The 20071-nt window shown below is 40.9% G+C and carries 15 protein-coding genes; 6 read left to right on the top strand and 9 right to left on the bottom strand.

Annotation, left to right across the window (positions count from 1 at the left end):
• Nucleotides 1-2: 2 nt before the first annotated feature.
• A complete protein-coding gene (locus HWQ42_RS30760; RefSeq protein WP_179067225.1) occupies nucleotides 3-314 on the top strand; it encodes a P-II family nitrogen regulator in 312 nt (103 codons plus the stop codon).
• 28 nt (nucleotides 315-342) lie between these two features.
• On the top strand, nucleotides 343-1044 hold the full coding sequence (locus tag HWQ42_RS30755) for a carbonic anhydrase (protein ID WP_292737897.1): 702 nt from the start codon (nucleotides 343-345) through the stop codon (nucleotides 1042-1044).
• Between the two features lie 169 nt (nucleotides 1045-1213).
• On the opposite strand, the gene HWQ42_RS30750 is transcribed toward HWQ42_RS30755, so the two are convergent.
• Entirely contained in the window at nucleotides 1214-2938 is a 1725-nt protein-coding gene (locus tag HWQ42_RS30750; RefSeq protein ID WP_292818707.1) for an ATP-binding protein, read from the bottom strand.
• A 1167-nt stretch (nucleotides 2939-4105) separates the two neighbouring features.
• Between HWQ42_RS30750 and HWQ42_RS30745 the strand changes: the two genes are divergently transcribed.
• Complete coding sequence (locus tag HWQ42_RS30745) at nucleotides 4106-4543, top strand: CAAD domain-containing protein (protein ID WP_292737855.1); 438 nt, start codon at nucleotides 4106-4108, stop codon at nucleotides 4541-4543.
• A 285-nt stretch (nucleotides 4544-4828) separates the two neighbouring features.
• Here the strand turns inward: HWQ42_RS30745 and HWQ42_RS30740 are convergent, their stop codons facing one another.
• Nucleotides 4829-5983, bottom strand: coding sequence for an S-layer homology domain-containing protein (locus tag HWQ42_RS30740; RefSeq protein ID WP_292818704.1), 1155 nt, complete (start codon nucleotides 5981-5983; stop codon nucleotides 4829-4831).
• Between the two features lie 146 nt (nucleotides 5984-6129).
• Between HWQ42_RS30740 and HWQ42_RS30735 the strand changes: the two genes are divergently transcribed.
• The gene (locus tag HWQ42_RS30735) at nucleotides 6130-6360 is read left to right on the top strand and encodes a hypothetical protein (RefSeq protein ID WP_292818701.1); all 231 of its coding nucleotides are present in this window, start codon (nucleotides 6130-6132) and stop codon (nucleotides 6358-6360) included.
• 172 nt (nucleotides 6361-6532) lie between these two features.
• Nucleotides 6533-7891 (top strand): ATP-binding protein, encoded by a 1359-nt coding sequence (locus HWQ42_RS30730; RefSeq protein WP_292818698.1) that lies wholly within the window; start codon nucleotides 6533-6535, stop codon nucleotides 7889-7891.
• A 71-nt stretch (nucleotides 7892-7962) separates the two neighbouring features.
• Here the strand turns inward: HWQ42_RS30730 and HWQ42_RS30725 are convergent, their stop codons facing one another.
• The 3 genes from HWQ42_RS30725 to HWQ42_RS30715 form a co-directional block, all read right to left on the bottom strand.
• Nucleotides 7963-9042: an ATP-binding protein gene (locus tag HWQ42_RS30725; protein ID WP_292818695.1), complete on the bottom strand. Its 1080-nt coding sequence runs from the start codon at nucleotides 9040-9042 to the stop codon at nucleotides 7963-7965.
• A 7-nt stretch (nucleotides 9043-9049) separates the two neighbouring features.
• Nucleotides 9050-10207, bottom strand: a complete 1158-nt coding sequence (locus HWQ42_RS30720) for an FIST N-terminal domain-containing protein (RefSeq protein WP_292818692.1) — start codon at nucleotides 10205-10207, stop codon at nucleotides 9050-9052.
• Between the two features lie 164 nt (nucleotides 10208-10371).
• Nucleotides 10372-11868: a glycosyl hydrolase family 57 gene (locus tag HWQ42_RS30715; protein WP_292818689.1), complete on the bottom strand. Its 1497-nt coding sequence runs from the start codon at nucleotides 11866-11868 to the stop codon at nucleotides 10372-10374.
• A gap of 435 nt (nucleotides 11869-12303) precedes the next feature.
• On the opposite strand from HWQ42_RS30715, the gene HWQ42_RS30710 reads away from it, so the two are divergent.
• A complete protein-coding gene (locus tag HWQ42_RS30710; RefSeq protein WP_292818686.1) occupies nucleotides 12304-13518 on the top strand; it encodes a ScyD/ScyE family protein in 1215 nt (404 codons plus the stop codon).
• Between the two features lie 216 nt (nucleotides 13519-13734).
• Here HWQ42_RS30710 and HWQ42_RS30705 read toward each other — a convergent pair whose 3' ends face one another.
• The 4 genes from HWQ42_RS30705 to HWQ42_RS30690 all read right to left on the bottom strand — a co-directional run bounded on the left by HWQ42_RS30705 (nucleotide 13735) and on the right by HWQ42_RS30690 (nucleotide 19952).
• A complete protein-coding gene (locus tag HWQ42_RS30705; protein WP_292818683.1) occupies nucleotides 13735-14556 on the bottom strand; it encodes an SDR family oxidoreductase in 822 nt (273 codons plus the stop codon).
• Between the two features lie 1685 nt (nucleotides 14557-16241).
• Nucleotides 16242-18386, bottom strand: a complete 2145-nt coding sequence (locus tag HWQ42_RS30700; RefSeq protein ID WP_292737875.1) for a peptidase domain-containing ABC transporter — start codon at nucleotides 18384-18386, stop codon at nucleotides 16242-16244.
• 98 nt (nucleotides 18387-18484) lie between these two features.
• The gene (locus tag HWQ42_RS30695) at nucleotides 18485-18769 is read right to left on the bottom strand and encodes a hypothetical protein (RefSeq protein WP_292737878.1); all 285 of its coding nucleotides are present in this window, start codon (nucleotides 18767-18769) and stop codon (nucleotides 18485-18487) included.
• Nucleotides 18770-19679: 910 nt separating this feature from the next.
• A complete protein-coding gene (locus tag HWQ42_RS30690; protein ID WP_292737881.1) occupies nucleotides 19680-19952 on the bottom strand; it encodes a hypothetical protein in 273 nt (90 codons plus the stop codon).
• Nucleotides 19953-20071 lie beyond the last annotated feature (119 nt).

The following is a 20071-nucleotide window of genomic DNA, read 5'->3' as shown; positions in this document are numbered from 1 at the left end:
ATATGCACGTAGTTAAAAAGATAGAAATTATCGCCAACTCCTTTGAACTTGCCAAAATTTTAGAGAGTTTAGACAAGTCAGGCGTACATAGCCATGCCGTCATTAGAAATGTTGTTGGTAAAGGATTACGAGGAACGACAGAAGATTTAGACATGACCATGCTTGATAATGTTTACATTCTCGCGTTTTGTATGCCAGAAGAACTCAAGCGTGTTGTCGAAAATATCAGACCACTCCTGAATAAATTCGGAGGTACTTGTTACGTTTCCGATGTGATGGAAATTCGCTCTGTCAGATGTATCGCGTCTCTGTAAGAGAGTTATAAATTCAATGAAACATTTCATGGAACGTCGTGACTTTTTGAAGTTGGGAATGACCGGGGCATTTGGGATGATGCTATCTGCCAGCGATTTACTCTGGCGGGTTGAACAGGCGAAAGCTGCCGAAATCCCCTCAACTTCTGCTGAATCCCTCACTCCCGATGCAGCCTTACAAAAGCTGATCGAGGGAAATCAGCGATTTGTCGATCATCATCCTCAATACCCCGATCAATCTGAGCTGCGGCTGCACGAAGTTGCTCAAGCTCAACATCCATTTGCAACCATCCTTAGTTGTGCGGATTCACGAGTCCCCGCAGAAATTGTTTTCGATCAAGGCATTGGGGACATTTTTGATGTGCGGATTGCCGGAAATATTGCCACACATGAAGCGATCGGCAGTATTGAGTATGCCGTTGTTTTATTAGGTTCTCCACTGCTGATGGTGATGGGGCATGAACGTTGTGGGGCTGTAACCGCAGCAGTCCAAAATGAATCGTTACCCGGTGATATTAGTACTTTTGTGAAGGCAATTAAGCCAGCCCTGAAAAAGGTCAAAGATCAGCCCGGTGATGCGGTTGAAAATGCTGTGGTGGCAAATGTGCAATATCAAATTGAACGCTTGAAGCGATCGCAGCTTTTAAGTGAGCAGGTGCAGTCTGGCAAATTAAAAATCGTGGGGGGTCGTTACGACTTGGATACTGGAAGGGTAAATATTATTACTTAGTTTGGGAGGCAGGGGAGGCAGGGGAGGCAGGGGAGGCAGGAGGAGAATTCGTAACTCCTAACTCTTGACTCAGCACTCCTCACGGGCTAAACGCCCCGCTACTGCTAACAGCACTCGGAAGTGTTTTGCCCAATGCCCAATGCCCAATGCCCAATGCCCAATGCCCCATTCAATCCAGCGCAGTCATTGGCAGACGAATAGTGAAAGTAGAACCAATTCCTGGCTGACTTTTGACAATAATTTCACCACCCATCATCTGGCAAAAGTGGCGGCTGATTGCTAACCCCAGTCCCGTACCGCCATACTTTTTCGTAGTTGAAGTATCACCTTGTGTAAAAGGTTGAAATAACTGCTGCTGTTGACGGTTAGACATACCGATACCTGTGTCGGTAACGGTAAAAGTAATCATACCTAAAGGAGCATCCGATCGGAATTCATCCTTTTCTCTGTTGACTGTCAGCGTCACCTTGCCGTTTGTAGTAAATTTACTGGCGTTGCTGAGTAAGTTTAACAATACCTGCCGCATCCTAGTTTGATCGGCGTACATGGTGCCAAGTTGCTCATCAAAATCCACTTCTAAAACATTGGCATTTTTTTCGATAGCTGGCTTGACTGTGAGAACAACGTTATGAATCAGCGTTGAAATCTCGAATGTCTCAGGATACAGGGTCATTTTCCCCGCTTCAATTTTTGACAAGTCGAGGATTTCATTAATCAAGTGCAGTAGATGCTTACCAGCAGCGTTAATTGTTTCTAAATCTGTAATAAAATCTGCCGATAAACCAAGATCGGTAGCGTCGTCTTCTAGTAGTTGGCTTAAGCCGATGACAGCATTTAATGGTGTGCGTAATTCGTGGCTGACATTGGCCAAAAATACGCTTTTTGCTTTGCTAGCGGCTTCGGCTAATTCTTTAGCTTGTTGTAGTTCTTTTGTTCGCTGAGATACTCGCTCAATCAGATGATTTAGAGATTTGGCAAGTAAGCCAATTTCATCTTCAGTGGTGACGGGCGCTCGCAAGTCGAAATTATGTTTCCTTGCAACTTGTTCAGCTACTTGGGTTACAGTGATCACTGGTTCAGCGATCGCTCGACTGGTACGCCAAGCTACAATGGCTGCGATCGCTACCGAAACCAGCATACTCACGATCACGATGAAGCGCTCAACTATTTTCGCCTGCTCAACGGCTTTTTGCCTTTCTTGCTCTTGATCTTCAGCAGTTTGCAAGATGTTAGTCAAGCTTTGAGAAAGCTGTTCTAGCTGCATGGCTGTTTCACCACGCATTATTATTAATAACTGCGATCGGGCCGAAGAAATCTTCTGAGGCTGCACTTTTGGGGAGTCAATTTTCTGTAATACGATCTCGATTTGGTCAACGTAGGCTTTTAAATTAGTCTTATAATCCAGCAATAAAGTCTGTAAAGTCGAACTTGTTGCTGCTAGTCTTTTAGGTTTACTATCGATAAATCCGCCAATTTTTGACTCTAGTTGCTTGGCTTTTTCAACATTCTTCAGAAAATCAGCTTTTTTGCTTTGCAGTTGTTGTGAATTTTCTAATACAGCAACTAGGTTAGAACTATGTAATTGCGCCCCTACTACCGCATCTTTATAATTACTCAGTAGTTGTCCTTGTTCATAAGCTTGATTGAATTGTCTAACTTCCCTTCCCCGGTAGTAATTAGCAATCACTAACCCAGTCAGTGAGCCAAAAAAGCCAATTCCGATAGCTACAAAGTATCCATAGCCAATTTTTTGATGGATACGCCAAGAACTAGCTTTGAGTTTCCCTCTTGAAGGAAATTCTATAGTTGGGAGTTCGTCTGTCGATGGCTCTTCGGCTGACACTTTTTTGCTTTCTGAACTGCTGTAGATAGGGGTTGGCTTTTGAGTTGGCATTTCTCAAACCTCCTTGCCTTCCCGCAAAAATAATCAAATTAGTTTAAATTGTCAAAATACCTTAATTAGTCATTAACATCTACATTATCTTCTTTTATCGCAAGAGCAAATCATTGCTTGCTAGATAATTAGCATTACCTTAGATTATATAAGTAAATTTTACAACTAGTTTGCTAAGTATAATTACTAAATTTAATAGAGTTCACTTTTTTTACGAGCAATGATATAGTTTCATGCACTAAAGACCCGCCTGAGAGCGTCTTCCCCTTAGCACGCTACTTTCCACAATATGCAGTTGATAGCAAGCAATGAGTTCTTGCGATCGCCTACGCCACTACTCTACCTTACTGCTTCTTTATAAAATTAATACAATCAGGAAAAAAACAAAAGGCTTGATACTTCTTGGGGATTAGGGTTTGGGCAAAAGATTGCTGTTAGCGGATCGCTAGGGTTGAGCCAGTGCTAAGTTTTGTTTATGAAAAAAGTGAAGGTTTAAAACCTCACCTCTTGTGGCGCGAACGCGAGTGCGTCTCGTAGAGAAAGAATCCTTGTTTCCCAAGGTAGGTAGAAACCCCACCCCTTGTGGGTGGCTGAATTTAATTTTGAATTTTGAATTTTGAATTGATTCATCTGCTTTTCCCCTTGCCCACCTCATCCCAGGCACACATATCATAAAGTAGGTTAAAAGTCTAGTCTGTATGAACACACAAAAATTTTTATTACGTATTAATATCAATACGAATGCGTTAATTGACGAACGCGGCTTAAGATAGCTTTAATATCGGATAAAATCGGCTTCTAGGCTTATATAAATGAGAAGTGGAGTGGATTTATTGCATGATTTGTACTTAGATTTAGTACGATTATGAGCAAATGACACGGAATGGGATAATCACAACCTGGGGAATCCAGTTAATTCCAAAAATAGAACTCAGGAAGTTGATTATAATACATCCTGTTGCATTCTGAGTTCTATCCTCCTCCTGACTGTCTACCTTGTAGTTGATGCAGTAGATAGTACGGGGCAACTATGGTTATAGGACACTAAAATCTTTTTGTGCCTTTCACCAAATTGTACTGATACACAAGTACATTAACTAATCAGCAACCTTTTGGTTGTAATTATCCAGATTAGAAAACTCAACTGTCAAATTAATAGGAGTGAAAATGCCAGAACAAGAATTTACCGAAACCGCATCTAAAGAGACTACAGTGGCAGAGATCAACAACCAAACGGGAACCATCACCAAACTCCAGCCTCCGGCACAGCCTCAAGACGAATGGGTAAAATACGGGGAGCAAATTTCTACCTTTTTAGCAACATTACCAGAATATCTGGGAAGCTTCTTTAATCAATATAAGCAACCCCTGGTAACAGTTGGTTTAATTGTAGGATCAATTGTTGCTGTTAAAGTACTCTTGGCAATATTGGATGCTTTGAATGATATTCCCTTAGTAGCACCTACTTTTGAGTTGATCGGTATTGGTTACTCTGCCTGGTTTGTTTACCGCTATTTACTCAAAGCCTCAACCAGGAAAGAGTTAACTAGTGAAATCACCACTCTTAAATCACAAGTTGTCGGTAAACAAATTCCAGAAGCTTAATATCTAATTATCGCTTCTTTATGAGACGCTACGCGTAGCTTGCTCTGTGTAGAAGTACGCTCTAATTCCAAATCACTGAAGTAGGAACGCCGACTTCCGGCGTTCCTACTTCTCTCAAAATTCCTTACGAAGTTTAGTAACACTTAGTATAAAATTCGCTCCTTATCAATCTTCATCGAATTACGAATTACTTTAGGGCAGCGTTAGCGAGTACGCGAGCGTCCGCAGGAGCTTCATTACGAATTACGTTAGCGCAGCGGGGCGTAGCCCATTACGAATTAGTAATTATTGTTGAGACGAACCTCTGGTGGGCAATTTAACTTTTGGGTTCGGTTTTGCAGCCTGTGGAAGTTCTGGAGATATTTTGGGGGATGATCGCACTATATTAGGAGATGTAATTGCCGACAGTTTGCCCCGTTTGACTAAAGCTTGATGAATCATCGCCGCCACTTCTGCCCGACTAGCTACTTTGTTAGGATCGAGGACTTGGGGATTTGGATAGTTAACTACTAGACCATTGGTTGTAGCAGCGGCGATTTTGCCGATAGCATAAGGCGGAATATCTTTAGCATCTTTATAGATACTGATAATCTGATTTGGGGAAGTGGGTGCTTTCAAATTCAACCCACTGACAAGGGCAACTAAAACTTGTACTCGTGAAATATTTTGTTGTGGTTTGAAGGTTTTTTTCGGGTAGCCTTTGAGAAATCCCGCACTGATGGCTTGATCAATTGCTGGAGTCGCCCAGAATTTTGTTGGTACATCTTGAAATGCGATCGCAGTCTTAGACGGTTCTTGGTCAAAAGCTTTTTCTAGTATGGCAGCAAATTCAGCGCGATTTACAGGCTGATTTGGTCTAAAAGAATAATCAGGAAACCCTTTGAGAATCCCACGGGCAGAAAGAACGTCTATAAAACGCCGACTCCAAAAGTTATTGGGCACATCGTTAAATGCAATTGGCGGCGGAATGATTGATTTTGGTCTTGCCGGAGTTACTAAAGGCAGCGCTGATGATTTAATTGATGACTCAAGTTCTGTTGGAGGGGATACAGGTGTTTGTGCTTTTGGGGATTGAGTCGGAACTACCAGAACAGATGGTAATACTCGGCGGAAAGGAGTTGCACTGTTAGTTGGGAATGAACGTGTCGTGGGTTCAACAACAACTTCAGGTGGAGAATATGGCAAAACATTGTGGGGGACTGCATAAGGTTCTACTTTGGCAGTAGGAGGGAGCAATACTTGATTTGGTTGAACACTAGGAGACGGAGTGGAAGAAGGCAACAGCAACCCGTTTAAGTTCCAACCAGAATCTCTGCGGGACAATGACCAAAAAAGAATCGCTCCGATAGTGGTGAAGGCAACCAGAATGGCTATAAATTCATCAAAGCCAAGGGCAGTTTTTTGAGATGACTCCTGTTCGGAAGGAGGTCTATTTGTCATCGTGATTACCCTGGTAGCAGTAAAATTTGTGTCTAAACAAATTAAGCCACAGATGACTCTTTTACACCAGCCCTTTTTTAATTCGTAATGGGCTACGCCCCGCTGCGCTAACGTAATTTGTAATTTGTAAGTAGGATATCAGGTTTATGGTTCAATACCGAGCGATGTCTAACGACAAGCTACTTCGTGTCTACGCAATTGGGCAGCTAGGCGATCGGCTCTTTGACGTTCCAAAGATTATTTTTAGTTTAGCTTGCGATCGCTTTCTCAATATTTTCCACCCAGATTATCAATTGCACGCCAATTACTTCCAGTCGCCTGAGAAAGATTTTCAGCTTGAAAGACCACTAGTACCGCAAGGCGGAATTAAAAATTAAAGATTAAAAATGAATACAGCATAAGGGTTTCGTTGATTTGGAATGATTGGTTTATTTCCGCCGTGTTGTACTAGTTTTATTAGATACCTAAACTAAAATCGGATTTTGAGAGTGGCAGAATGTAGAATATTAACTTATTCTTTACCTGTATTTGAAAAAATCAGGGTGTCTAGTGCCAGAAGAATTCAGTTGCCAAATCTCACCGCCATTTTTGTCTGAGGGTAGCGATCGCGATCTTGGTTTAGAGTCCACCCTCCAAGAACTACCAATGTATAACTTCTCGGTGGAAATCAACCACACTGGTATGGAAGTGGCTAGTTTTTTGGAAAAATATCCCCTGCTACCAGGAGTAATTTTGGTAGAACAGGGACAATTCATTGGAATGATTTCTCGGCGGCGACTGCTGGAATTTTTGATTCGCCCCTATGGACAAGAGTTATTTGTTCAGCAACCATTAGCCGTTCTCTACAGCTATGCGCGGACATCGATGTTGCTTGTTACTGATACAACATCGATTTTAACAACAATGCAACTTAGCTTAAAGCGATCGCCAGAATTATTAGCAGAACCAATTGTAATACAAACCGAATCTGGTGCTTATAGATTATTAGATGTCCAAGAATTGAATATTATTTCTTGGCAAATTAGAGGAATCGACAATCTAGTGCGGTATGAACGTAGCCAAGCCCAATTGATTCAAAATGATAAAATGGCAAATCTGGGGCGTTTGGTTGACGGTGTAGCGCACGAAATTTTAGACCCAGTAGGTTTTATTTGGGGTAACATAACTTATGTTTCAACCTATAGCCAAGATTTACTCAAACTGATAGCAGCTTACGATCAAGAATTACCATCAGTTTCTCAGGCAATTAATCAGATCAAAGAAGAAATTGAATTTGATTTTTTAGAACAAGATTTGTCGCGATCGCTTGCGAGTATCCGCACCGGAGCAGAAAGATTAAAGAAACTCGTCACCAGTCTACAAAACTTTTGTCATATCGATGAACTCTATCCTAAACCAGTAGATTTACATGCCTGTATAGATAGTATTATTCTGTTAATAAATAGCAGGATTCAAGGAGAAATTGAAATCGTCAAATACTACGGACAATTACCGCCCGTGTATTGCTTTATGGGGCAATTAAACCAGGTTTTGATGAATATTTTAAGTGAAGTTGTGGATACTTTACTCAATGAAGCAGTGCGACAACAGTTAAATTTAGAAGAGACAAAGATTATTCAAAAACCCCGAATTGAGATTACCACAGAAGTTATATCACAAGAAGCAAGCAACCCAGATGCACCAGATTCTCGCTGGGTTTTAATTCGCATTGCTGACAATGGCTCTGGAATGTCTAAAGAATTACAGCAGCAAATTATGGAGTCTTTCTCTCTGGAAAAAAAGAATGGTAAAAATACTAGTTTAGCCGTAAGTTATCGAATTATCACTGTGAGACATGGCGGTAAATTGAATTTTCATTCACAGATTGATATAGGTACAAAATTTGAAATTTTATTGCCTTTAGTTTGATTGATTCTAAATTACGAATTACGAATTACGTTAGCGCAGCGGGGCGTAGCTCATTACGAATCAAAGTTGTGTTAGATTACTGGGCAAATTTCCTGCTGGATAGGAATTTGAATCACAAACTCCGTTCCTTTTCCAGGTGTCGAAAAAAAATCTAACTTGCCGCCATGCTTTTCGGTGATGATTTGATAGCTGATAGCCATGCCCATTCCTGTCCCTTTTCCAACAGGTTTGGTTGTGAAGAAGGGGTTGAAAATCTGTTTTTGAATAGATTCAGGAATCCCAGAGCCATTGTCTGCGATCGCAATTTTTACCCATTGCAAATCAACGACAGAGGTACGAATGATAATACAACTGGGATGATCGCGGATTTCCTGATAAGTTCGTTGAGCATTGAGTTCTTCAAGGGCATCGAGAGCATTTACTAGAATATTCATAAACACTTGGTTTAGCTGACCGGCGTAGCATTCTACATGAGATAAATTGCCGTATTCTCTGATAATTTGAACCCCTGGGCTTTTATCAGTGGCTTTCAGGCGGTGCTGCAAAATCATCAAAGTATTGTCGATGCCTTCATGAATATCTACGGCTTTGAACTCACTTTCATCCAGGCGCGAGAAGTTACGCAGTGACAGCACAATCTCTCGAATCCGCTCCGTCCCGATATTCATTGAGTGCAATACCATAATCGCGTCTTTTTCCAAAAACTCTAAATCGATGGTTTTGCGTTCGGTTTGAATTTCAGCAGGTGGGTTGGGGATATAACGGTGATAAAGCTGGACAAGTCGCAATAAATCATGGGTGTATTGGCTGATATAGCTGAGATTTCCGTAAATAAAGCTAACGGGATTGTTAATTTCATGAGCAATCCCAGCCACCATTTGACCAAGGGCAGACATCTTTTCGCTTTGAATCATTTGAGCTTGCATTTGATGCAAACTATCTAACGTATTTTCTAACTCTTGGCCTCTTTGCTGCAAGTTTGTTTGAGATTCTTCTAACTCACAAATGACTTTCTTAAGTAAAAATTCTTTTGTTGCAATGTCAGTTTCTAACTGGTAGCGTTCATTTTGACAGCGTTCCAGCTTTTTTCGCAAGATACGGTTTGTCTTTTCCAACTCTTGGATTTGTATGGAATTGTCTTGGTTATCCATACACTACTCATTTTGTCCCTACTAACAGTGTTACAAACGTTTTATTATGAATTTGGGTTTGACCTCTACGCACTAAAGGAGCAATTTCACCATAAGCATAGAAACCACAACAAGGTAATGCCTTTGGTAAATGAGTTTTGACAAGCTGATATTCAAGTCTTGTCAAAGTTCCCAGAATTCGCCGACGGGCTGCACAGGAAATAAGTAATGCCGCTGTTGGCTCCACACCTGGATAATCAACAAGAGCATTTTTCAAAGATGTCTCCGAAGCGGACAGAATATTGTCACGAGTTGTATCGGTGATTTGTACAACTGCCTGTTCAGGAACATCTAAGAAAAATTTCACGCTACCAGAGTGTTGATCATAGCCATTGGGTGCGCGCAAATAAAAATGATTTTGATCCTCAAAAACTGCTAGAGCATAGATGGCATAGTTGGATGCAAATCTTTCTTCACCAAGATAATGCCGATAGAAATCTAAGGCACGGTGTCCATCAATTTCATAGACGACGTTGCCATCCACTTTCGTTACACGGCTACGTTGACTAATGGGAGTCCAACCACAGGCAACTCCGTGAGAAAATAGTAGTTTTCCAGAGAATAGCAGCACTGGAACTGAATCACTCAATACTTCACCCTGGAAGAATTGGTAGGTTTTGTCAAAGGTATAGTCATCGGCAGTCATTCCCCCAATGATGGGAATATGTTCTCCCAGGCTTTGTTTTAAAGCTTCTAAAATTAAAACCCCATTGCTGGTTAGACTATCCGGGAAGGTAAGGCACAATTGTGGTACAGATGCACTCTTTGCCTTAGCTTGGGCGATCGCTTCTTGGGCTGCAAGGGCTGGATTTTTGGATGCTCCTCGGCCAATACCTGAGTGAATTTCCACTTCATCGCTAGCAAAGAGCATTAAGGTCAGAGAATCTTGCTGAAACTCCAGAATTGAAGAGATTTCTCCATTTGTAGTTCCACCAATCAACTCAATTCCGGGAAAAGCGTCTTGGATGCGTTGCAAAATTAACGCATGGTCAAAATCTATAGCAGTGAATAAAATTCCAGCTTGAGGAAGGGAATCGGCAAGAGAACGGCTACATTCTTGAATAACTTCAGTGATCGCATTTTGAGAATCAGGATCGTCGCTATGGCCAACAACAACTCGAAACACAACTACCTCATTGTAATCTTTAATACCAGATAGCTAATCCAATTTGGATCTCAGCACCCAGCAACCTACACTTAGATTTCCCACTTCCTTGAACTAAATCTCAATTCACCTGACTTTTTATCTCCCCAATCCCCATTACGGCCCCACCTTCCCCAATCCTCAGTTCAATTCATCTGCAATAAATTTTCGCCACGTTGGTAAATTTCCCGCGCGTGATCAGTCCAAGCACCTTGTCCCCAATAACGAAAACAACTGGTTTGCAGCAAAAGGTTATGTAGAAGAACGTTACGATATTGAGATTGTCTAGTAATCGGTTCTGCTGAGTCAGTTTGCAGTAATGGATCAATCTTTTGATGAAATAAGCTGCTTAATTGATACATGGGAGATAACACATTTTCATATCCTTTTACCCAACTGATATGATTTGTCCACGAGGCTCCATCCAGATGAAAATTAGAGTTTGTTTGCTTTAATTCTTGAATGGCATTCTCTACAGCTTGCGGTTGAATATTATCTGGTGAAACTCGCTCCCAAATTTGATGTTGTCCTACTGGCTGACAAGTTGGATAATCTTCTGGGTTACATCCCGCTGCTTCGATTAATTCTAAATATTCTGTACCACACATCCCAACTACAGCTGATTTTCCTCCCCCATTATTTACCATATCCCCCCAAGCTTGTTTAAAAGCGCTAGGAAATTCATTCATCATCACGCCGCCATTTTCACCATCACCAATTTGGCTAACTATTGGTGGTACAAATACACCGCCAATTTGTTGTTTTGATAATGTTTTCGCTTCATAATAAGGCTGCATCTGAGCAACTAATTTAGTATCCGAACCTTGGGTTTTAATTAAAGCTGTGATGCTAATTGTTTCGCCTTGAGAATTACGGGCAATTAGACGATGTGGTAAATGTTTATAAGTGAGAGATTGGCCAGTAAGAGTTTCTACAGAATGTTCTTGAACAAGTAGCCAGCGATATCCACATTCTTTCAGCGCTTTTACAAATTCAAAGAGAGCATCAGGGTGATTTGGTAGGTGCATTTCTGGCGGCGAAAATCCTTTAACTCGCGCTAGTGCTTCCCAGCCAAAAATTGCCGCAAAGTGATGTTGCCATGCAACGATATGTAATTTAATATCTGCTATGGGTGTGGAAGGAATAACTGCATGACCCCACATTGTACCCAGCCATTCTACATAAGGTTGGTAGGTGCGATCGCAAGTGATCCGTTTAAGATTATCGAGAACATCACCGCGTCCCATTTGCCGCAGTCCCCACAGAAGATTACCTGAGTAATCCAACATCACACGCGGATTGCAACCTTGACTTACAAGTTCGGGGATCAAGTCACCCATGCGGCTGTAACAATGGGCAAAGGGATCTGCATTGTGGTTATCCCCTTCATGGGGATGTTCAAACATATATTGCAGATTGCTGATGAGTGTACCGCCATTTCCAGCAGGTATAGTTGGCTGGTGCATGTGCAAAGCGATCGCAAATACAGCATTTACGTCTTCTAAGCGGATATTCGTTGTTGGTAAAAATACTGGTTGATCTTGGTTAACCACAGAGAGAACCTCTGTTTCCCAACCAGAAATATTCGGCAAGCCATCAATGATTTCGGGCAAAGGAGTCAGAGTTGTGGGGAAGGAAAGCATTTCTGGTTGCTCCGAAACAAGGTATGTCTAATTATGCGATCGCACAGCAATTTCTGCTCTGCAACTTTATGTATTGATGCAAACTGCGATCGTCTTGTAGTTGCGCAATATCTGTATAGTTCAACAGTTCTGATATCACACTTATATAAAAATTGTTGGAAAATATACAGCAATCTATTTGATTTTGTTGCTATAGCCGTACATCTGTACGCCCCTACAGCCGATTCATGATGTTGCAAAGATTTTTGGAAATGGTATGATACAACTCGAAATTAAGAAATTCAGATTTCATCTGGGTTTCTGGGTTTGAATCTGTTTCCCTCTTTTAAATAAGCTGTAAAATCCGTAAAAAATATACACGGTAAATATTAATATTTATCAAGATAAAATTTTCTCTTCTATGCTTTACACAAATTTAATTTTAGGACAGGTCTAATGAAACTAAAACAATTTGGAATTACATTTTTGAGTGTTTCTATTGCTGCTTTTTCGGGAATGAAAGCAGCAGAGGCGGCATCATTTTCGGTAATTGCCGATGGTCTTAATAATCCAAGAGGTTTAACTTTTGGTAATGACGGGAGTCTCTATGTCACCGAAGCAGGAACAGGCGGCAGTGGAGCTTGTGTTCCTTCACCGAGCGTTGCAAACCAATCTTTATGTTATGGCACAACTGGTGCAGTGACAAAAATTAGAAATGGTAAGCAAGAACGTATACTTACAGGACTTCCTTCTTTAGCATTACCAGATGGTACTGATACTTCTGGGCCTCAAGATATCAAATTTGATGCTACTGGCAAGCCTTATATTGCAATTGGGTATGGTTCAAATCCCACATTTCGCGCCACACTAGGTAACACTGACTTAGGAAAAATCATCACTGCTAATTTCAATACAAATTCGTGGACTAGTGTGGCTGATTTAGCTAATTATGAACTTGCAAATAATCCCGATGGAGGCGATCTAATTAGCAATCCCTTCTCTCTTCTTTTAGATGGAAATAAGATTGTTGCAGTTGATACTGGTGCTAATGAGTTACTCAGCGTAGGTACTGATGGCAGCAATTTAAAGGCGATCGCCACAATTCCCCGACAGACATTAACTAATCCAATTTTTCCCTCTGGCGCATCGTCATCGCCATTTGAAATCCAAGCAGTACCTACAAATATCGCCAAAGGCCCAGATGGCGCTTATTATATTAGCCAATTAACTGGTTTTCCTTTTCCAGAAGGTGAAGCAAAAATCTATCGAGTTGGTGCTGATGGTCAACCAACAATTTATACCGATGGATTTACGCAACTTACTGGCTTAGATTTTGATGCCCAGGGTAATTTATATGCTTTGCAGTACGCTAATCAGTCACTCTGGAAAGGCAATCTAGATGGTTCTGTAATTAAAATAGCAAGCGATGGGACTCGCACAACTATTCTTAGTGGCAATGGATTAGAGTCTCCGACTGCTTTGACTATTGGTGCTGATAATGCTATTTACGTGACAAACCGAGGCGATCGCTCTGGACTTGGACAAGTTATCAAAATTGAGAATTCCAAGTCTGTTCCTGAATCTACTTCTACTTTCAGCTTATTAGCATTTCTTGGCACTCTGAGCCTTACTTTGTTGCACAAGGGTAAAGCCAAGGGACTTTCCAACTAAAAAAATAATCCCATCCCTGCGGGACGCTACGCGTAGCTTGCTTCCCCAATGGGGTACGCTTTGGTGAGCAGGGGAAGCAGGGGAGGAAGAATCTAACGATCATCTTCGCTCCCAAAATTGAATAATTTAATTTCTGGAAATCCCCAAGGACTGAAGATTTCGGACAAGTTTGTTCAGGAATGCTGATTGTTGAGTTAGCGATCGCCCTCGGCTTCTCTACGAGACGCTACGCGAAGGGATAAGTTTTTCAATCAGCCGTTGTCTGCTTGGTGCTGGCGGTGTTGCTATTCGTAAAATTAGCTCTAATAACCAAGGGGAAATGCGTTGACACAACACGGCTAAATGACTTTGCCATCCAACTAAAATTTCTGATGAATCATTTTGCATTCCGGTGACGAGTGCTTTAGCCACTTGTTGAGGAGTCATGGGGATCACCCAGCGAAATAATTTTAAGTCGCGCACCATGTCTGTGTCTGTCAGGGAAGGCAGTAATGCAATCACACGAATATTGTGTTCAGCTAATTCTTGACGCAAGGCTTGGGTAAATCCTAAGATGGCAAACTTAGTTGCTGAGTATGTCGCCATCGTTGGTGCTGCCACTTTCCCCATCAGGCTCGATACATTGACAATTGTCCCTTGTCTTTGGCTGGCCATGCGTCGAGCAATCAAACTAGTGAGGTTGTACATTCCTAACAAGTTCACAGAGAGTTCTTCTTGAACTTGGGGCATTTTAGATTGCAAAAATGAGCTTTGGTATGCGACTCCCGCACAATTAACCAGCAGGTGAATCTGTCCGTAATTGCGCCAGAGTTGAGCGACAGCGATATTTACTTCAATTGTTTGAGTCAAATCTAAGGCGACGATCGCAGCTTCTGTACCCATAGCCTCGATTTCCTTGGCTACCTCCAATAACTTGCGGCGATCGCGTGCTACCAATATCATCTGTTTAATGCCTTGTTGCGCTAATTCGATGGCGATCGCTCGTCCAATTCCACGCGAAGCCCCTGTAATTAGGGCAACTTTACCTTGAATCTCCATTAGTTTTATTCTCCAAAATTTAAGTCTTACCGAACTTTTCGTTATTGCCGATACACACAAGCAAGAGCTACTTACTTGTCGGCACAAAGTAAGACAAATAATCAATTGCAATTGAAATCAAACTGAAACTAAGTTTTTAGCAACGAGACATTTCTTGGTTAATCTGCAATCCCTCATAGTTGTCTATATGAGGCAGCAATTTCTCGTTTTGAACCCGTCAAAGCCTAAGACACTTGGCTGAATGGGTATAGCTCATAGATTTTATTTCTCCTAGATCCGAGCGTTCATCAGCATTGCCGTCATACACACGTTAGCAATTAAATCAAGCTATTGCAATATTCTTTAATCAGGATTTCTTAATAGTTCTTAACGACAAGTATATATATACAAAAGATTTTATTAAATAAGTTTTTATGAATCCCTCAGTATAAATATCTCATTTTCCTGACAAATAGCCCTGTTTTAGGAAATTGTGATATCTAATTCATGGTTTAGAAACAAAAAAGACATATAGCATTTTCGCTGATGGCTGCAATAGTTAGAAGTCTCAACTAGCTTATATAATTTCAACAGTATATTTACTGTTCCCTTGAAAAGTAAGGTTGATGGCTTTTATTTATTGAAAACAATGAAAAAGGTCTAGATTTTTATCTAAAATTAGCTGCCAAAACTTTCGGATAAATAGTAGTTTGTTTAGGTTTATCTTTGAGTTCATCAAAGTAATGCTTGAGACTTGCCTCGTCTGTAGCAAACTTCAATCATTCTCGAACAATAAGATCCCCGATTTCTCTAATAAATCGGGGATTTAACTGTAAGTCAATATGATTTCTAATTGATGATTCCGCCGAAAATTGCACTCCGTGCATTTACGTAATTATTAATTATTACTCTACGGTTAAATCTACTTACTCGCAGCAAGGATGGATATCAATATCGGTTAAAAATATTCGTAGGTTGGGTTGATTTTTAAAATTGGTCTGAATATAGTTTACTCACCTGCTTTTTCGCGTCAGTTTTACCCCACCCTAACCCTCCCCGATGCATTGGGGAGGGAACTAGATTTTCCGGTTTCCCCCCTTGGCAAGGGGGGATTAAGGGGGGTAAAACCCGGATCTCAACAAAGTAACTCCGATTTGTGTGTACACCGTAGCTTTATAAGGGGGGATTAAGGGGGTAATTGGACTACAGAGGGGTTAAAACGATCTCAAATTCTCACAAATGATTTAGGACTGCTATATAAGCAACAGATACCTCGAAGTCATGTTGAAGTACTTGAAAGTCGTGTTGGGGTACTCCAAAATCGTGTTGAAGTACTCCAAAATCGTGTTGAAGTACTTGAAAGTCGTGTTGAGGTACTCCAAAATCGTGTTGAGGTACTCCGAAATCGTATTGAGGTACTCCGAAATCGTGTTGAGGTACTCCAAAATCGTGTTGAGGTACTCCGAAATCGTGTTGAGGTACTCCGAAATCGTGTTAAGGTACTCCAAAATCGTGTTGAGGTTACTCCGAAGTCGTGTTGGAGTACTTCAAACTTTGTCGCACCACGCCTACGCTTGACTTTTAAAACAGTCGCTACACATTTCTATTTTTTAGGCAAAACCTACGCAGTATTGACACCACTCCCTATTCCCCGTCTAAGTTGTGGCCTAAATACCTGAAAAATGCTATAAAGTCCATCAGCTTAATTAAGGGGTTAAAAAGTCTAAATGGTTTCCTGGCTGGGCACGCAAATCTTCCACAGTTCCCTGGATTTGTAATTTACCTTGATTTAGCAGCACAATCCAATCAGCACGGGCAATTACTCTAGGACGGTGGCTAATCAGAATCGTAGTTTTGCCTTGGCGATGCAATAATAACTGATTCAAAACTTTAACTTCACTCACAGGATCTAGTCCAGCCGTTGATTCATCTAAAATCAGGATTGGTGGATCGTTGAGGATGGCTCTTGCTATAGCTAATCTTTGCCGTTGTCCACCAGAAATATTTGACCCAAATTCACCTAATACAGTTTGATATTTTTCAGGTAGTTTACTAATAAAATCGTCTGCCTCAGCAATTTGACAAGCAGCGACAATTTGCTCAAAGGTGACGTGAGGAGAACCTAACCGAAAGTTTTCAATAATTGAGCGACTCCAAAAATGAGCTTCTTGCGGAACGAGGACGACTTGTTGCCGCAAACAATCAAGGGCTAAATCTTGCAGATTATAAATACCAATGCGAATATTACCAGAATTAGGTGTATATAATCCTGCAATCAGTTTAGCAAGAGAACTTTTACCACAGCCAGATGTACCAATTAGGGAAATAACTTTACCGCCAGGAATAGTTAGGGAGAAATCTTGTAGTAATTCTAGCCTTCCAGGATAGTGAAAGTTGAGATTTGTGCAAATAATATCAGCCTTGCTAGGAATTTTAGCAAAGGGTTTGTTAGTATCGCCTTGAGTTTCAAGTGTAGAGTCAATAACTTCTGTTAATCGCTGCGTAGCAGTTTTGGCACGAGTGAATTCATCTATAAATCTGATCATAGTACCAATGAATGCCAAAAAATTACCATTCATCCCATTAAATGCCAACAGTTGACCAATAGTTAATTCCTTACTAATAACTAGAATGCTGCCAAAACCAATTAAGCTAATGCTGCCAATACCAGAAACGAACCCAGAGAAAACATTATTAATAATTCCAATCTGAACTGTGCGGAATATTTGGTTTGATAATCGTCCAAATCGGTTCTGAAATTCTTCCCAAAACTGAGGAGCAGCGGCAGTGGTTTTGAGTGTTAGCGCCCCTTTAAAACTTTCAACAAGAACGCCCTGGTTTTCTGCTTCTAAAACCAATAGACTTCTAACTTTTTGTTGAAGTGTGGGTAAAAACACAACCGTAGATAAAGACATTACAATAGCAATAATAAAGGCAGCAAAGGTGAGTTTCCAGCTATAGAACAGCATGAAACTTAAGGAAACTACTGCAATAAACAATTGGCTAGGCAAACTGACAACTACTTGAGAAACTAGCTGATTAATTTGTTGAATATCTTGTAATCTGCTAACAATCTCTCCACTACGACGCGATTCATAGTAAGTCAGGGGTAATCTCAGGATTGTCCTGGCAAATTCCAGAACTAACCCTAACTCAAGCCGTTGGGCAAAATGAGCAATGAGGTTGTATTGAATTAGTTGCAGACTACTTCCCACAAAATTCATCACTACAACGGCAATAATCACAGCACCAAGAAGCCTTGTATCGCCTCGAACTAGTACATCATCTGTAAGAATTTGGATTAGAAATGGAGAAGTTAATGAAATCAGACCTAGAACTAAAGCGCAGAGAAAAGCCTCGAATAATATGCCTTGATAAGGCAATACACGCCGCACAAAGCGCCCAAAGCCCCCTATCTTATCATCAGGTTGGGCATAAAAGCGAACCGAATCTGGCTCTAGTAAAAGCATCACCATATCTGGCCAAGCCTCTATTAATTCTTTTCTAGAGAGATAACGGATGTTAGCTGCGGGATCGGCAATTATATATTTCTTGCCTTTTTGACCATACAAAACAACCCAGTGGTAGCCTTTCCAGTGAATGATTGCTGGTAGTGGCGCTTGGTTCATCCGGTCTAATATTTCATTTGACGCTCTGACCGATCGCGCATTAAAACCAAGTGCCTCCGCTCCCCGCCTCAGTCCCAACAATGTTGTTCCTAATTGCCCAGTGCCTACGGCTTCCCGAATGCGATTTAGTGTAAAGTTACGCCGATAGTGTTTGGCAATGGAAGCAAGACAAGCAGCTCCACAATCTTCTTCATTATGTTGTGTAACAACTTGGTATTTCATTCCGCACCCCAGTATCCAATAACATCATGACAAAACTCAAAAAAATAGCAGGGTTTTATCCCTGCATGGCTAAAAATGCGACCAACAGTCTAGTTGTATTATCTTTTTCTTAGACTTCTTAGTCGAGACGATAGCCTTTCTAAAAGTTCTTTTCTCCTATTAATTATAATTAGTCTGGAACTCTGTAAATTTAGTACACCTCCTTGCACAACAGATAATCCGTCTTGTCCAGCTGCTCCGTCTTGTCCAGCTGCTCCATCTTGTCCATCTGCTCCGTTACTTACAACTGCGGTGCTATTAGCTGTAGCCTCACCACCAGATAAGTTTGCTTCTTCTGTTTGAGTTAGTGAGATAAACATGGGGGATGTTTGAGTGCATTCCATAGTTAACCTTAAGTTGCTAATTATTCAGTTTACTTAGTTTTGAACCTTTGATAAAGCTGTTTTCACTTAAGATAACGAAAGCAAGCGCGTACCAGAATGGTTATATTTTAGGTTTCAACAGAGAAAATATCGGAAATTTAGGTATATTTACCTTACTTACTCCAAACAAATAAGCTGATGCACACCTAGCTCAAATATTCCTGCACATAGGCTGTCGTTTCTTCAATAGTCAAAAGTCTACCTAGCCTTTGAAAGAGGACTTTTGAGAACCTGAGCGCGAAATATACAACTTAAATGGCGTAATAGCTTAACTCGACTTTATCCATTTTTTTGAAGCGCCAAAGCTGATGCTGAAACCTTTATGAGACAGCAATTTTTCTTTTTGAATTTTAACGATAATCAGTGACAAGGAAAAAGTTTTTGTTAAAAGCTAGGGTTTTCGCCGGATAAAGTAAGCTTAGTTGCTCATTTGGAATAAAGTAGAGCTTAGACAGGCTTACTTATTCGTTTGGAGTAAGTAAGGTAAAAAGAGTTTCGTTATCCACAAGTTGTTAGATTGTGATAAATATGGTCTATTTCTCAAGGAACAGCGCTTATTTCCCTAGTGGACTACTCAAAGGTGAACAGTATATTTAGGGAAAAGCGCTGCTGAAATTTATCGATGGTTGCTGGTGGGCAACTTAAATGTTACGTTTGTTTAAGAAAAATAGGTGGGTAACAATAAACGTATGTTAATATTACTGCGAGAAGAAACAGCTAATGACTTTATCGCGATTAAGTCATTAGCAATTCAGGTGCGTACAAAACTAACTTAACCTGCGCTAACAGGGTAAATTATTTATAATACGCCCTTTATTTCTGAAAATCAGCTGTTAATCGAGTCTGGACGTTTATTGTTTACCTTTTACTATTAACGACCAACACGAACACGATTGTTGTTAAGTCCACCACGTCCACCATCTCCACCATCTCCACCGTTTCCACTATTACGTGTATTTGTTATTCCACCACTAATAATGCCAGCGGCAGTACCAGTTGGTCCACTTCCGCCGATAACAACGCCACCATTAGTTGTGTTGCTGCCACTGCCGCCAGCGCCGCCATCGCCGCCATCGGCTATAAATCCACCAGACAGATTAGCTTCTTCGTTGCTGCTTAATGCAGTAAATAATGTGCTTTCCATGATTTTAGTTCTCACTTGATTGTTGGGTTTGATATGACATCACACTACATTCATCAATGCAAACAAGGCATTCATGAGTGCTTGTGTGCTGTTACGAACATTATATGGGTGAAACTAGT

The sequence above is a fragment of the Nostoc sp. JL23 genome (assembly GCF_017115065.1).
Classification (GTDB): domain Bacteria; phylum Cyanobacteriota; class Cyanobacteriia; order Cyanobacteriales; family Nostocaceae; genus Nostoc; species Nostoc punctiforme_A.
The sequence above is the reverse complement of the archived record's forward strand: the minus strand, read 5'-3'. Positions and strand labels throughout refer to the sequence as shown.